At 70.4% G+C, this 14356-nt stretch carries 13 protein-coding genes and 1 tRNA gene; 8 read left to right on the top strand and 6 right to left on the bottom strand.

Annotated elements, in window-relative coordinates; translation table 11 throughout:
• Positions 1-75 precede the first annotated feature (75 nt).
• Both ybaK and EVS81_RS15070 read right to left on the bottom strand, forming a co-directional pair.
• On the bottom strand, positions 76-531 hold the full coding sequence (gene ybaK / locus EVS81_RS15075; protein ID WP_240740087.1) for a Cys-tRNA(Pro) deacylase: 456 nt from the start codon (positions 529-531) through the stop codon (positions 76-78).
• A 160-nt stretch (positions 532-691) separates the two neighbouring features.
• Entirely contained in the window at positions 692-2509 is a 1818-nt protein-coding gene (locus EVS81_RS15070) for a DEAD/DEAH box helicase (protein WP_130111099.1), read from the bottom strand.
• Between the two features lie 75 nt (positions 2510-2584).
• On the opposite strand from EVS81_RS15070, the gene EVS81_RS15065 reads away from it, so the two are divergent.
• Positions 2585-3397, top strand: coding sequence for an SGNH/GDSL hydrolase family protein (locus EVS81_RS15065; RefSeq protein WP_130111098.1), 813 nt, complete (start codon positions 2585-2587; stop codon positions 3395-3397).
• A 40-nt stretch (positions 3398-3437) separates the two neighbouring features.
• On the top strand, positions 3438-3779 hold the full coding sequence (locus tag EVS81_RS15060) for a spore germination protein GerW family protein (protein WP_130111097.1): 342 nt from the start codon (positions 3438-3440) through the stop codon (positions 3777-3779).
• On the opposite strand, the gene gluQRS is transcribed toward EVS81_RS15060, so the two are convergent.
• Entirely contained in the window at positions 3776-4765 is a 990-nt protein-coding gene (gene gluQRS / locus EVS81_RS15055) for a tRNA glutamyl-Q(34) synthetase GluQRS (protein WP_130111096.1), read from the bottom strand. The genes EVS81_RS15060 and gluQRS overlap by 4 nt on opposite strands.
• Positions 4766-4895: 130 nt before the next feature.
• Between gluQRS and EVS81_RS15050 the strand changes: the two genes are divergently transcribed.
• Positions 4896-6269 carry an FAD-binding oxidoreductase gene (locus tag EVS81_RS15050; protein WP_130111095.1) on the top strand — a complete coding sequence of 458 codons (1374 nt, stop codon included), beginning with the start codon at positions 4896-4898 and terminating at the stop codon, positions 6267-6269.
• Positions 6270-6432: 163 nt separating this feature from the next.
• Complete coding sequence (gene pdxY / locus EVS81_RS15045) at positions 6433-7284, top strand: pyridoxal kinase PdxY (RefSeq protein ID WP_130111094.1); 852 nt, start codon at positions 6433-6435, stop codon at positions 7282-7284.
• A gap of 9 nt (positions 7285-7293) precedes the next feature.
• On the opposite strand, the gene EVS81_RS15040 is transcribed toward pdxY, so the two are convergent.
• On the bottom strand, positions 7294-7659 hold the full coding sequence (locus EVS81_RS15040) for a fluoride efflux transporter FluC (protein WP_130111093.1): 366 nt from the start codon (positions 7657-7659) through the stop codon (positions 7294-7296).
• Positions 7656-8081 (bottom strand): fluoride efflux transporter FluC, encoded by a 426-nt coding sequence (locus EVS81_RS15035; protein ID WP_165384283.1) that lies wholly within the window; start codon positions 8079-8081, stop codon positions 7656-7658. Before EVS81_RS15035 ends, EVS81_RS15040 begins: the two co-directional genes overlap by 4 nt.
• A gap of 168 nt (positions 8082-8249) precedes the next feature.
• Here EVS81_RS15035 and EVS81_RS15030 point away from each other — a divergent pair.
• Positions 8250-8322: transfer RNA gene (locus EVS81_RS15030), tRNA-Ala, on the top strand.
• Positions 8323-8687: 365 nt separating this feature from the next.
• Here EVS81_RS15030 and EVS81_RS15025 read toward each other — a convergent pair.
• Positions 8688-10121, bottom strand: coding sequence for a nitrilase-related carbon-nitrogen hydrolase (locus tag EVS81_RS15025; protein ID WP_130111091.1), 1434 nt, complete (start codon positions 10119-10121; stop codon positions 8688-8690).
• Positions 10122-11022: 901 nt separating this feature from the next.
• Between EVS81_RS15025 and EVS81_RS15020 the strand changes: the two genes are divergently transcribed.
• From EVS81_RS15020 to EVS81_RS15010, 3 genes are read left to right on the top strand one after another with little or no spacing between them, the layout of a single operon-like run.
• Positions 11023-11793 (top strand): SDR family oxidoreductase, encoded by a 771-nt coding sequence (locus EVS81_RS15020; RefSeq protein ID WP_130111090.1) that lies wholly within the window; start codon positions 11023-11025, stop codon positions 11791-11793.
• A 3-nt stretch (positions 11794-11796) separates the two neighbouring features.
• The gene (gene nhaA, locus EVS81_RS15015) at positions 11797-13692 is read left to right on the top strand and encodes a Na+/H+ antiporter NhaA (protein ID WP_130111089.1); all 1896 of its coding nucleotides are present in this window, start codon (positions 11797-11799) and stop codon (positions 13690-13692) included.
• On the top strand, positions 13692-14348 hold the full coding sequence (locus EVS81_RS15010) for an SDR family oxidoreductase (protein WP_130111088.1): 657 nt from the start codon (positions 13692-13694) through the stop codon (positions 14346-14348). The genes nhaA and EVS81_RS15010 overlap by 1 nt, the downstream gene beginning before the upstream one ends.
• The last annotated feature ends 8 nt before the right edge of the window (positions 14349-14356 follow it).

Raw genomic sequence — 14356 nt, 5'->3', positions numbered from 1 at the left:
TAGCACGGATGCTCCCCCGGCACGAATCCGGCTCGTCTCGCCGGGCGCGTCGCAGCGCCCGCTCCCGGAAGCGGACTACGACGCGCGGCCGATCCGCGCCCAGATCGCGGCGGTGGCGCGCGCGAGATCGTCGGGGCGCAGCTCGAGATCGAGGCCGCGGCGGCCTCCCGAGACCAGCACCGTGCCGTGCTCGCGGGCCGAGACGTCGAGCACGGTGCGCAGGGACGTGCGCTGCCCGATGGGGCTGATCCCGCCGACCACGTAGCCCGTCCTGCGCTCGGCCAGCGCGGGATCCGCCATCGCGGCCCGTTTGCCCCCGAGGGCGGCGGCGAGCGCCTTGAGATCGAGCGTGCCGGAGACGGGCACGATCCCGACCGCGAGCACGCCGTCCACCTCGGCGAGCAGCGTCTTGAACACGCGCTCCGGAGCGACCCCCAGCGCGGCGGCGGCCTCGCCCCCGAAGTCGGTCACGGCGGCGGCGTGCGCGTATCCGCGCACCTCGAACGGGATCCCGGCGCGCACGAGCGCCACCGTCGCCGGGGTCGCGCCGGCTCCAGCGCCGGCTCCAGCTCCCGCACCCTCACTCGATCGCTTCTGCTTCGCCACCCGCCACATGCTACGTGATGCGACCGCACGCGCAGCAGGCGCACGCGCAGCAGGCGGGCGCGCCGCTCGCGGGCGCGCAGCACCCCTACGGGCGCAGTCGCCGGCGCAGCAGCTCGATGCGCTTCTGCAGCTGCGTCACGGACGACTGCGCCACGGGCGGACCGCCGCACACGCGGCGCAGCTCGTTGTGGATGTCCTTGTGCGGTTCGCCCGACACCTTCGAGTACATCCCCACGAGCGAGTTGAGCAGCTTGCGCTGCTCGCCCAGGGTGCGGTGCAGCGCCTCGGGCGCCTCGGCGCGCTCGGGCGGATGTTCGAGCAGCCCCTGCCGCGTCGCCGAGCGCCGCGCCTGCTTCGCCTGGCGCTGCTGCAGGAGCGCACGCACCTCCTGCGGCTCGAGCAGTCCCGGGAAGCCGAGGAAGTCGAGCTCCTCGTCGCTCTCCACCTCGGCGTAGCCGCCGAACTCGGCGCCGTCGAAGACCGCACGGTCGAAGTACGCGTCGGATCCGAGCGCCTGGTACGCGAACTCCGCTTCCTCGAGCTCCGAGGAGGCGCGGTCCTCCCGCTCGGCTTCGGCCATGAGCGCCGCCTCCGCGTCCCACATCTCCTCGGCGCTCTTCGGCCCCTCGAGCACGTGGTTGCGCTCCTTCTCGAGCTCGGCGGCGAGCTGCATGAGCGCGGGCACGTTGGGGATGAACACCGAGGCGACCTCGCCGCGGCGCCGGGATCGCACGAAGCGGCCGATCGCCTGGGCGAAGAAGAGCGGCGTCGACGAGCTCGTGGCGTACACGCCCACGGCGAGACGCGGCACATCGACGCCCTCGGACACCATGCGCACCGCCACCATCCAGCGCTGCATCTTGTTCTTGCCCATCGAGAACTCGTCGATCTTCTCGGAGGCGCCGTCGTCGTCCGAGAGGATGAGGGCGACCTCCTCGCCCGTGATCTGCTGCAGTTGCCGCGCATAGGCCTTGGCCGAGGCGTGATCCGTGGCGATGACGAGCCCGCCCGCGTCGTGGATCTGCTGCCGCACCTCGGTCAGCCTGCGATCGGCGGCGCTCAGCACCTTCGCGATCCAGTCGCCGTTCGGATCGAGCGCGGTGCGCCAGGCCTGCGACGTGATGTCCTTCGTGTTCCCCTCGCCGAGCGAGGCCTCCATCTCCTCGCCCGCGGAGGTCTGCCAGCGCATCTTGCCCGCGTAGACCATGAAGATCACGGGCCGAACGATCCCGTCGGCGAGCGCGCGCCCGTACCCGTAGTCGTAGTCGGTGAGCGAGATCCTGGACCCGTCGCCCTGCGGGGCGTAGCCGACGAACGGGATCGGGGCGTCGTCCGAGCGGAAGGGGGTGCCGGTGAGCGAGAGGCGGCGCTTCGCCGATCCGTAGGCCTCGCGGATCGCGTCGCCCCAGCTGAGGGCGTCGCCCCCGTGGTGCACCTCGTCCATGATCACGAGCGTGTCGGCGCTCTCGGTGAGCAGCCGGTGCTGCACCGGCTTCATCGCCACCTGGGCGTACGTCACCGCGACGCCGTGGAAGTGCCGACCGTAGCCCAGTCCGTCGTTGTTCGTGTACCTGGGGTTGAGCCGGATGCCCGCGCGCGCCGCGGCGTCGGCCCACTGCGACTTCAGGTGCTCCGTCGGGGCGACGACCACGATCTGGCTCACGGTGTGGTTGGAGCGCAGGATCGCGGCGAGCCGCAGCGCGAACGTGGTCTTTCCGGCGCCGGGGGTCGCCGAGGCCAGGAAGTCTCGGGGCTCCTTCTCGAGGTACAGCCGGATCGCCTCCTCCTGCCAGGCGCGCAGCGTGCCGGCGGTGCCGTGCGCGGCGCGCTCGGGATAAGCGGGAGGCAGGTGCTCAGCTGCACTGGTCCCCGGAAGGTGAAGTTCGGGATCCGCATCTGTCACAGCGCTCTAGGATAATCGGTAACGAATGCTCACATGCTCGACGCGGGCGCTCCGCCCGGAAATGGGGATGAAGAAGTGGCAGAGGATCGGATCGAACTTCCCTGGTCGCGGTTCGTCGCGATCGGCGATTCCTTCACCGAGGGCGTCGGCGACCCGGACGCCGACAGCCCGGGCGGGTTGCGCGGCTGGGCGGATCGTTTCGCCGAGGTGCTGAGCGACCGCGACGAGGAGTTCGCGTACGCGAACCTCGCGGTGCGGGGCAAGCTGATCCAGCAGATCGCCGACGAGCAGGTCGATGCGGCGCTGGATCTGCGCCCGGACCTCGTCAGCATCTGCGCGGGCGGCAACGACGTGATCCGTCCCGGGAGCGACCCCGACGAGGTGGCCGCGAAGCTCGACCGGGTCGTCGAGCGACTCGGGGCCGGCGGGGCGACGGTCCTGGTCTTCACCGGCGTCGACACCGCGTTCCAGCCGGTGTTCCGCACGATCCGGGGCAAGGTCGCGATCTTCAATGAGAACGTCCGCAAGGTCGCGCTCAGACACGATTGCGTGGTGGTGGACCAGTGGGCGCTCGAAGAGCTGCAGGACAGCCGCTTCTGGGCCGGCGATCGCCTGCACCTCAACGCGCTCGGCCACCACACGATCGCGCGCGCCGCGCTCGACGCGCTGAACGTGCCGCACGACCTCGCGCCGCTCGATCCCCCGCCCGTGCCCGTGCAGAACTGGCGGCGCGCGCGCAAGGAGGATGTCGTGTGGGCGCGCGAGCACCTCGTGCCGTGGGTGATCCGGCGGATCAAGCACGTCTCCTCCGGCGACGACGTCGTGGCGAAGCGGCCGCTCGCCGAGCCGGCGCGCCGCGGCCGCGACGGCGTCGGAGAGGGCTGGTAGGGGGCTGCCGCGTCGGCCCCTGAGCGAGTAGGGTGAGGGCATGGCACATCTCACGAAGCAGCTCGCGGACACGCTCACCCAGGTCGGCGTGCATACGGCCTACGGCGACCCGATCGAGGTCGACGGCACGACCATCATCCCGGTCGCCTGCGCCTCGTACGGCTTCGGCGCCGGAGAGGGCGGCGGAGGCGTCGAAGACGCCCAGGGCGAGGGCTCGGGAGGCGGCGGAGGCGGCATGGCCATGCCGGTCGGCGCCTACGTCTCCCGTGACGGGGTGACCCGGTTCGAGCCCAACGTGATCGCGCTGCTCGTCGTGGGCGTGCCCTTCGTGTGCGTCGCGGGTCGCGCGCTCGCGCGGGTGATCCGCGCGCTCAAGCGTTAGACGCGCCCCGACCACACCCACGGTTGCCGCGGGAGGGCCGCCGGGTCGAAGCGGTCGAGCAGTCGGGCGCTCGTGACGCGCTCCCCCGCCGACGCGAGCCCGAGCGATGCGGCGAGCGCGGCGAGGACCCGCTGGGGCTCGACGCCGCGCTCGCGCAGCTCGGCCAGGGTCACCGCGCCGTCGCGCTTCGCGAGTCGAGCGCCGCTCGGCCCCAGGACCAGCGGCACGTGCGCGTACTCGACAGCCGGGGGCGCGGGAAGACGCAGCAGGTGCTGCAGGAGGATCTGGCGCGGCGTCGACGACGCGAGATCGTCGCCGCGCACGATCTGATCGACCCCCATGGCCGCGTCGTCCACCACGACCGCGAGGTTGTAGGCCGCCGTTCCGTCGCCCCGGCGCAGCACGAAGTCGTCGATGTCGCCGCGCGTCGGCCCGAGGAGCAGGTCGTCGAAAACCAGCTCGGAAACGTCGGTGCGCAGGCGCAGCGCCGGCAGGCGCGGCGCGATCCTCGCCCGGGCGGCACTGCGCTCGGCGGCGCTCAGGTCGCGGCAGGTTCCGGGATAGGCGCCGGGCGGCGCGTGCGGGGCGCTCGGCGCCGAGAGGATGTCGCGGCGGGTGCAGGTGCACTCGTACACGAGCCCTGCGGCGTCCAGTGCGGCGATGGCGGCGTCGTGCGCCGCGCCGCGCTCGCTCTGCAGCACGGGGTCCCCGTCCCAGTCGAGCCCGATGCGTTCGAGATCGCGCAGTTGTCGTGCGGCGGCGCCCGCGTCGCGCGCGCGGTCGAGATCCTCGATCCGCATGAGGAAGCGTCGGTCGCTCGCGCGCGCGAAGAGCCAGGCCAAGAGCGCCGTGCGCAGATTGCCGAGGTGGAGGTCTCCCGAGGGGCTCGGGGCGTAGCGCCCCGCCCCGCCCGCTGCGCGCGTCTCGCGGGCGACGGCACGGGCACTCCCCGGCGCGTCGCCCTGCTCGTCTCTCCCCGCGTGCACTCGGCCATCCTCTCACGGGGCTCCGCACGCCTGAGCGCCCGCGTGCCCGGGGCGCCCGCGAACCCGGCGCGGCCCGGGGCCGCACGATAGCCTGAGAAGAACCCGGCTGACCGGGCGCGAAGGAGGCGGCATGGACGGCGGCGCGGACGGACTCGGTGCGGACGGACTCGGCGCGTTGCGCGACGCGCTGGGCGAACGACTCGTGATCGATCCCGAGTTGATAGCGCCCTATGCGCGCGATAGCTCGCGAGCGGTGGCCGATGGAGCGCCGCGCGCCCTGGTGCTCGCCGAGACGACCGCCGACGTCTCGGCGGCGCTCGCCTGGGCGCACGCCGCGCGCGTGCCCGTCAGCGTGCGCGGCGCTGGCACGGGTCTCACCGGCGGCGCCATGGCCTATGCGGGCGGCATCATCGTCTCGCTCGAGCGCATGAGTCGGATCCTCGAGATCGACTCCGCGAATCGCATCGCCGTGGTGCAGCCGGGGGTCATCACCGGCGAACTCGACGACGCCTGCCGAGAGCAGGGCCTCTTCTTCCCGCCCGATCCCGCGAGCGCGCGTCTGTGCACCGTGGGCGGCAACATCGCGACGAACGCGGGCGGGCTGCGCTGCGTCGCTCACGGCGTGACCTCCGACTCGGTCGCGGGTCTCGAGGTCGTGCTGGCCGACGGCCGGGTGATGCGCACCGGCGCGCGCACCCGGAAGAACGCGGTCGGGTACGATCTCACCAGCCTCTTCGTGGGCTCGGAAGGCACGCTCGGGGTCGTCACCGAAGCGACGGTGCGCCTGAAGCCGGTTCGCGAGGGGCTCCCCCGCACCTTCCGGGCGAGCTTCGATCGCCTCGAGGATGCGGGCCGCGCCGTCACCGCGATCGTGGGCGGCCCCGCACAGGTCGAGGTGCTCGAACTCATGGACGCGCTCAGCGTCGAGATCATCGAGTCGTTCCGTCCGAGCGGGCTCGTGGTGCCCGCGGGCGCGATGCTGGTCGGTCAGACGGTCGGCGCCGACGCCGAGACGGCAGCCGGGATCGTCACCGCCATCTGCGCTGCGCACGGGGCGACCGACACCGAGATCTCGGAGTCCGACGCGCTCCTCGAGGCGCGGCGCCTCTCCAATCCGGCGCTCAACGCGCGGGGGCTCAAGATCTCCTGCGATGTGGGGGTGCCGGTCGCCCGGCTCGCCGAGATGTTCCACGGCGTCGCGGAGATCTCCGCCAGGCACGGTCTCCGCGTCTCGACCGTGGCGCACGCCGGAGATGGCAATCTGCACAGCACCGTCGAGTCCCCCGATGACGCCCCGGGCATCCGCGCGGCCGACGCCGTCATCGACGACATCACTCGTCTCGCGCTCTCCCTCGACGGCACGATCTCGGGCGAGCACGGCATCGGTTCCGTGAAGCGGCACGAACTCCCGTGGCAGCTCGACGATACGGCGCTGGCGGTGCAGCAGGCCATCAAGGACGCGCTGGATCCGCGCGGGATCCTCACCCCCGGCCGCGCGATCTGAGCGTCGGCGGGGAGAGCGGGCGGTCCCGGCGGAGCAGGCGGAGCGGGCAGGACGGTCAGAACGAGCCGGGCCGGCCGGGCCGGCCGTCAGGGCCCGGCACACGTGGTCTACGCGGATGAGAGACGAGTGGTCCACCCCGCGGACCACTGGCAGGATCGTGAGCATGCGGTTCCTCTCGATCCAGTCCTCCGTCTCCTATGGTCACGTCGGCAACTCGGCCGCAGTGTTCCCCCTGCAGCGCATCGGAGTGGAGGTCATGCCCGTCGCCACCGTGTGCTTCTCGAACCACACCGGATACGGCGCGTGGCGAGGGCCCATGCTGTCTGGCGACGATGTGCGCGAGATCGTCACGGGCATCGAGGAGCGCGGCGGCCTCGCCGGCGTGGACGCCGTGCTCTCCGGCTACCAGGGCGGCGACAGCATCGGCGACGCGATCCTCGATGCCGTCGCGCGCGTGAAGCACCACAGCCCCGACGCCATCTACGCCTGCGATCCGGTGCTCGGGAACGCGACCTCGGGGTGCCGCGTCTCGCCGGAGGTGCAGGAGCTGATCCGGGATCGCGTCGTGCCGCACGCCGACCTCATCACGCCCAATCAGTTCGAGCTCGGCTTCCTCACCGGCACCTCGCCCGACACGCTCGCCTCGACGCTCGACGCGGTCGACCGGGTGCGCCGAACAGGACCGTCAACGGTGCTCGTCACGAGCGTCGAGCGCCCTGATCGCCCGACGGGCACCATCGAGATGCTCGCCGTGACCGGCACCGGCGCGTGGCTCATCGCGACGCCGCACCTGCCGGCCACCGTCAACGGCTCGGGCGACGTCACCGCCGCCCTGTTCACCGCCCACTTCCGGCGCACCGGCGACGCGGCCGCGGCGCTCGCCCGCACGGCCGCGAGCGTCTTCTCGCTGCTCGAACGCACCGTCGCGTCGGGTTCGCGCGAGCTGCGGCTGGTCGAGGCGCAGGAGGACTACGCGCACCCGGATCTGCGGTTCGAAGCGCGACGCGTGCGCTGAGCGCCGCCCTCAGGCGCGCGCGAGCAGGATCCCCGCCCCCGCGAGCGCGATCGCCAAGACCAGCATCCCGGGCCCGTTGAACAGCGCGGCGACCGGACGCCGTGCTGCGAGGAGACGGACGGTGTCGAGACTCGCGGTGCTGAACGTCGTGTAGCCGCCGAGCAGGCCGCCCGAGAGCACACTCGCGATCGGATGCTCGAGGGACAGACCGACCAGGATCCCGAGCACGAACGACCCGGTCAGGTTGATGACCATGATCCCCCACGGGAAGCGCTCGCGCACCCGGTCCGGGAGGCTGTTGTCGACGAGATGCCGCGCGGCGGCCCCCACGCCCCCTGCCGCGGCGATCCCGAGCGCCACCCACACCCCGTTCACCGCGCGCCCCCTCGGTCGGCGCCGGGCACGAGCGCTCGACCGCTCAGCACCCCGAGCCAGCTGGCCGCGCCGCCGAGCACGAGGGTTGCGGCCCCGTAGCCGAGTGCGATCCACACCCGCCCCTCGAGCAGCAGCTGCGCGGCGTCCACCGCCAGCAGGCTGTACGTCGTGAAGCCCCCGAGCACCCCGGTCCCCAGCAGCAATCGGACCGTGCGCCAGCGGCCGTCGTCGCTGCCGAGCCGGGTGAGCGACTCGACCAGCGCCCCGAGCAGGAACGCGCCCAGCACGTTGGTCCCGAAGGTCGCGAGGGGGACGTCGCCCGTATCGCCCACCGCCAGCGCGATGAGGGCCCGAGCGAGCGAGCCCGCCGCTCCGCCCACGGCGACGATCCCCAGATCCGGGAGCACCGCTGGAACTCTCATGCCACCTCCCCGGGACTGCGCGCGCGACCACTCTACTCCCCCGCAGTCCGCTGTCCCCGCCGTCGGCCGCAGAGCACCGGCACGCCCGAGATGCGCTGATTTGCATTCGTCACCGGCCCGTGGTGTAAAGTAGAAGAGTTGTCGGGTGAGCATTTGTCCGACTTCCACGGGTCTGTGGCGCAGCTGGTAGCGCACCTGCATGGCATGCAGGGGGTCAGGGGTTCGAGTCCCCTCAGATCCACCCAAGTATCGTTACGGGAACAGGCGACATTGTGAGATGTGGAGTGTTCCCGTTTCGTCTTTTCCCTTCGCAGCCGGTATCGTGTGCTTCGCAGAAGATGATGGCGAACGGCTCAACGAGCACTGAGTGGAGGCACTCGCCGTCGGCACAGTCGAACCCAGAGGACAACGTCTAATTCCCAGTGCAGTCGGCAGGTACCTGGTTCTCTCCGATGTTACGCTCAAGAAGCGCAGCGCGAATCGCGAACGCCCACAAGGTCGCGGCCGTGCGACCTCCTCGCCTTGTGGACACGAACGAGACGACATAAGGCGGCGATGATAGGTGAAACGAGCCGCGTGTCACGGTGTCTCGCCATTCCCTTGAATCTACAGCACCATGTCGTCGGATGACGCTGGAGGTGAAGGACGTCGCCGGATCACCGGCACTCCGACTGCGCCGAACGCGAACACGAAACATGCCCAGCCGAACGCTTCCCCGATGGTGGAATAGAGGGTTGCCTCTCCCGGACGGTTAGGGAGTCCCTCGACGATCGTGCGCGGCTCTGCGGCCGACGAAGTCTCTGCGAGCACTCGGCCATTTGCGTCGCTCACGGTAAGCAGTCCGTCTCGCGCGCTCCGTGCGACGACCACGCCGTTCTCGACACCCCGGAGCATCGCGATCCGGGAGTGGAACCAGGCGTCCTCGCCGAAGTCCCAGGCGGGCACGAGCATCACGGCCACATCATGACCACGGATCGTGCCGGGGAAGTCCATGTCCTTGCAGATTGCCACCCCAACACCCAAACCTGCGCTTTGAGCGACGAGGGAGCCTGAACCGGGAGCAAAGTGGGACTCGAAGCCGGGAACCAGATGCCGTTTGTCATAGTGCCTCGCCACCCCGGTGTGCGATATCAGGTACGCACGGTTCCGGGCTGATTCACCACGCTCATCGACGCCGATCACGAGATCAATTCCGTGCTTGCGCGCCAGCGCATGCGCCTCATCCAAGAACGCGTCTCGCTCCTCAGTCGTGATAGTGAAGAGCTTCTCGGGAAGCACGACGATCTTCGCACCGGATTCGACGGCATCGGCGATCTCGGGCCCGTAGACCGCCCAGGTTTCCTCCCATCCACGGGGAATCCCCTTGAACCGGTCGATCGCGATGAGCGCGACGCGGGCATCCTCCCCGGCCACCGGAACGCTCGTTCGCCACCCCCCGAACCCGAGGGCGAGGAGAAGCACCAGCGCTGGAGCGATAGCGGCTCGCCACACCCACGCGCGCCGTAAGATAACCGACGCAACGGTGTTCGCGAACAGCATTGGCAGGAACGCGACCGCTGCTGTGCCGCCGATCGAGGCAACCTGGATCACGGGAAGCGCGTCCATCTGACTGTACGCGAGCGAGCCCCCCGAACCGTGCGGCGAGAGCAGGGCGGCCACAACCTCGAACCCCGCGATCATTGCAGGCATGACGAAGATGCCGAGCCACGCCGGCAGTCGTGTCATAGCGAGCCGAGCGACCAAAGCCATTCCTGCCCACTGCGCGGATCGGACCATCGACATCGAGAGCGCATCGAGCACGCCACCGAGCTCGATGAGATATCTGAGCAGTGATACCGACCCGATGGCACCCGCAAGTGCTCCCAGCACTACTGCGACCCACCACCTGACAGGTGCTACAGCGACGAGCAACGGGATCGGTGCCAACCAAGCCGCACCCCACCAGGGGTGCAGCCCATATGACCAGGCCAGCAGAATCCCGGAAGCGCCGGCTGCGGCAATCCGCAGCAAGGCCTGCCCGTTGCGCGCGTTGCGGTTCACAGTGCCTTCGCCGCGTCATGCTCCGCCGAGCCACGACGAAGCTCGCCACGAAGAGCCGTTGCACCTCGCACGCGGTCGCGGGCTCGCGCGGAAGTCACATCGGCAGCAGGGTACGCGCCTCGAATGCCAGAGATCGAATACTCCAGCCCCCTCATCATCAGCACGGGCACGACGGCTCTGCCCTGGAGTTCTAACACTTCTCGGGAGACGCTGCCATGGTCACCAACCGGTACATGAGGCGGCTGGAATGCCCGGGCTCAGCACTCAGTTGCTCAGGAAGATGCTCGAACGGCACCGATCGCCATCGGTCGAGCGACATCAACACCTCCGCTTTCACACGCATCAGCAAGTTCAAACGGGGCCGCGCAATTGCGCACGGCAGAGTTCTTCGTCCAGGGCGCTCGAACCCCGCCGCGAATGAAAGCACCGACCCGGCAGAAACCTCTTCGCCCACACCATCTCCTTTTATTCGCGACCTCATCCACAGCATATATAAATAGAATGCACACAAAAACACTGCTTAGAGATTCATAGCATCATGTATATTCTCGGATTCATGACTGTTTTTGCCTGAGAAATTCAACGCGTGCGAGGATCGGATACGTTCGATGGGTACGCCGCAATGGCCGTACCCGCGAAGACGTGGCACGCCGACGCGCGGACCGCGCGACCGAAAGCGACTCAGGCACATCAGGAGGTTGCTCTCCCAGTCTGGGCGGGTCCACTGTCGTGGGAGGCGCTTTCGGCAGCAGTTGGGTACTGAGCCGCGCCCGATGGGTGGTGCCGTGCTCGTCTGCAGGAGTCCCCTCGCCGCGATGCGGAAACGACGGTGACGTCCCGCCGTAACACCGCGCTTCTACACTGAACCCCACGAGTCGATGCGACGAGGGCGGGAGAGGCGATGTCCCAGACGATCACCGCGGAGCGGACGGCGCTCGTCACCGGGGCGACCGGGGTGATCGGCTCCGCCATCGTTCGCGGCCTCGTGGCCGACGGAATCCGCACCGCGCTGATCGCCCGCAACGCCCGGCACCTCGAGCGACTCGAGCACTCGCTCGACGCCCCGCATCTCACGCTGCGCCTCCGCGCAGACGTCGCGGAGCCCTTCGACCTCCTCGAGAGCCGGGATGCGATCCGCGACCGCTTCGGCAGCGATCCGGATCTGCTCGTCGTCGCGGCAGGAATCCTGCGGACCGCACCGTTCCGCGCGGCCGCCCCGGCGGATTGGAACGCGATGATCCGCACGAATCTGCAGGGCGCCCTCCACACGGTGCAGACCTTCACCGAGGGCCTCGTCTCCGCAGCCGCCTCCGCGCGACCCGCAGATCTCGTGCTGATCGGCGCGGCACACGCACGTCAGCGGTCGCAGACCTACGCCGTGTTCTCCTCGCTGGCGGCGGCGATCGAACAGCTGTCGCGCCACCTGCGCACCGAACTGGGGCCGCGCGGGGTGCGCGTGCACCACCTGGCGCCCCAGTTCATCGAGTCGGACTCCCCCTCGTCCCGCGAGCGCGCCGAGCCCGCTTCGTCCGAGCCCGCGTCATCCGAGCCGCGGGTCTGGGATCGCCGCTCGCCGGGACCCCAGCGCACTGCCGAGCTCGTGCGCTTCGCGATCTCCCTGCCGCATCGCGCCAACCTGGCCGAGGCGGTCCTCCGCATCGGGGACGGCTGAGCGATGCAGGAGTTCGGCGATCGCCTGCGGCGCTTTCTGGCGGCCCCCTCGTCGGGAGCGATCGCACTGCTGCTCGCGACCGGAGCGGCGCTCGTCTGGGCGAACCTGGCGCAAAAGGGCTATGCCGCGTTCTGGCACACCGAGATCGGGGTCGAGGCCGGCGAGCTGCGGTTCGGCATGACGCTGCAGCACTGGGTCAACGACGGCCTCATGACTCTCTTCTTCTTCCTCGTGACGCTCGAGGTGCGCAAGGACGTCGCGCTCGGGGAGCTGCGCCACTGGCGCCAGGCGAGTCTGCCGCTCATCGCGGCCGCACTCGGACTGGTGCTGCCGGCGGTGCTCTTCGCGCTCATCACGCTCGGCGGCGACCACGTCGGCGCATGGGGCGTCGTCATCTCCACCGATACGGCGTTCGTCGTCGGTCTCGTCGCCGTCTTCGGCTCCCGGGTTCCGGCGCAGCTCCGAGCGTTCCTCCTCGCGCTCGCCGTGGTCGACGACATCGGTGCGCTGCTCGTGATCGCCTTCGTCTACACGGACTCGCTCGATCTCACCTGGACCGCCATCGCGCTCGGGATCGGCACGATCGTGTTCGCCGCGCGGCGCGGCAACGTCTGGCGCAGCGGCGTCTACGTCGCGCTCGGGATCCTGCTCTGGATCGCCGTGCTCCAGTCGGGCGTGCACGCGACGATCGCCGGCGTGGTGCTCGCGCTGCTCCTGCCCGTATTCCCTCCCCGCAGGGAGAGCGTGAGCCGCACCGAGGCGCTCGCCCAGCGCTTCCGCCGCGCTCCGAACGCCGCGAAGGGGAAGGCCGCCGCCGCGGGCATCCTCCGCTCCATCTCGGTGAACGATCGCTTCCAGCTCTCGCTCGCACGCGTCGTCACCTTCGGGGTGGTTCCGGTCTTCGCGCTGGCCAACGCGGGCGTGGTCATCACGGGAGCGTCCCTGCATCACGCGTTCACCTCCTCACTCACCTGGGGGATCATCGTCAGCCTGCTCGCGGGCAAGTTCTTCGGCGTGATGCTCGCGCCGTCCATCTGCCGCCTCCTGCGACTGGGCGATGCGAACACGAGCCTGAAGACCCGGCACATCGCGGCGGGAGCCCTGCTCACCGGGATCGGCTTCACGATCTCGCTCTTCATCGTCGATCTGGCGATCGACGATCCCGTCGCGCAGTCGGACGCGAGGATCGGGGTGATCTCCGCCTCGCTCCTCGCCGCCCTGCTGGGCTCGGGGGCCCTGCTGCTCGCCGCCCGATACGATCGGGCGCACGCCCCCGCTCGGATCGAGCTGTCCCGTCCCGTCGATCCGAGACGCGATCATCTGCTCGGATCGCCGGGCGCCCGGCACTGCCTCGTGGAGTACGGGACCTTCGGAGCGTTCGACGACCTCGCCGCCGAAGACGTGGTCACCCAGGTGCGCCAGCACTACGAGGAGAGTCTCGTCTTCGTATTCCGCCACCTCCGCCCCGAGGGCGAGGGCGCTCCGGAGCACACCCCGGAGGCGCTCGAAGCGGTCGCGGCACAGTCCCCCGGGCTGTTCTGGAGCCTGCGGAGCGAGTTGAACCGGATGAGCGAGCACCTGGCCCTCGACGAGCGCCAGATCCTGCGTGCCGCGATCAACGTCGGAGCGAACCTCTCGCGCGTCGAGGAGGATCTGCGCCGCCGTGCCTGGCGCAGCCGGGCCGCGGAGGACTATCTCGACGCGGAGACCCTCGGCCTCGACCGACGGCCGACCTTCTTCGTGAACGGGCTCGTTTACACCGGGCCGCTCGACGCGGCCGCGATCATCGCCGAACTCGAGCGGACGGCGCCGCAGTCCGCACGATCCGGCCGGGCACGGAGCGATGGCCGGGTCTCGGACGCCGTCGAGTCGCCGTCGCGCATCGAGGAGACGGTCTGATGCTCATCGGGAGCACCTACGTGGTACTCGGGGGTGCCGTGGGTCTCGGACTCGCTGCGGCGCGCCGGCTCCTCGATCTGGGCGCCGAACTCGTGCTCGTCGACCGCGCGGCGATACCCGATGACCTGCCCGATCGCCGAGCGACCCTGGTGCGCGCGGACCCCGCCGATGCCGGGGCCGCGGAACGCATCATCGCGCGTCTGCTCGCCGATCACCCCCGGATCTCGGGCATCATCACAACGGGCGAACTCGGGCGGGCCGCCGATCCCGTGTTCGGGCTCGTCCGCGGCCTGGTGCCCGCGCTGCTGCGCGAGGTGTCCGCGTCCGGAGTCGCCGATGTGATCGTGCTCGGCGCGGCGCCGCACGAGGAGCCGAGCACGCTCGTGTCCGGCGCCCGCGCGACGGCGGCGTGGGCGGCAGCGGCACGGGCGTGCACCGCGCAGCTGCGCGCCGAACTCGGGCCCCGGGGGATCCGCACCGTGCACCTCGCAGCGGGGCACTGGAGATCAGGTATCGCGGCCGAAGCCGCGCCACTCCCCCGAGCATCCTTCGACCCCGAAGACCTCGCGCAGCTCGTCTCGTTCCTGCTGCAGCAGCCCGCCGACGTCGCCATCGACGAGCTCGCCCTGGTGCCCACGGCCCACGCTTGGGACTAGGTGCGGCA

Origin of the sequence: Leucobacter triazinivorans (assembly GCF_004208635.1) — a bacterium.
Taxonomy (GTDB): Bacteria; Actinomycetota; Actinomycetes; order Actinomycetales; family Microbacteriaceae; genus Leucobacter; species Leucobacter triazinivorans.
The sequence above is the reverse complement of the archived record's forward strand: the minus strand, read 5'-3'. Positions and strand labels throughout refer to the sequence as shown.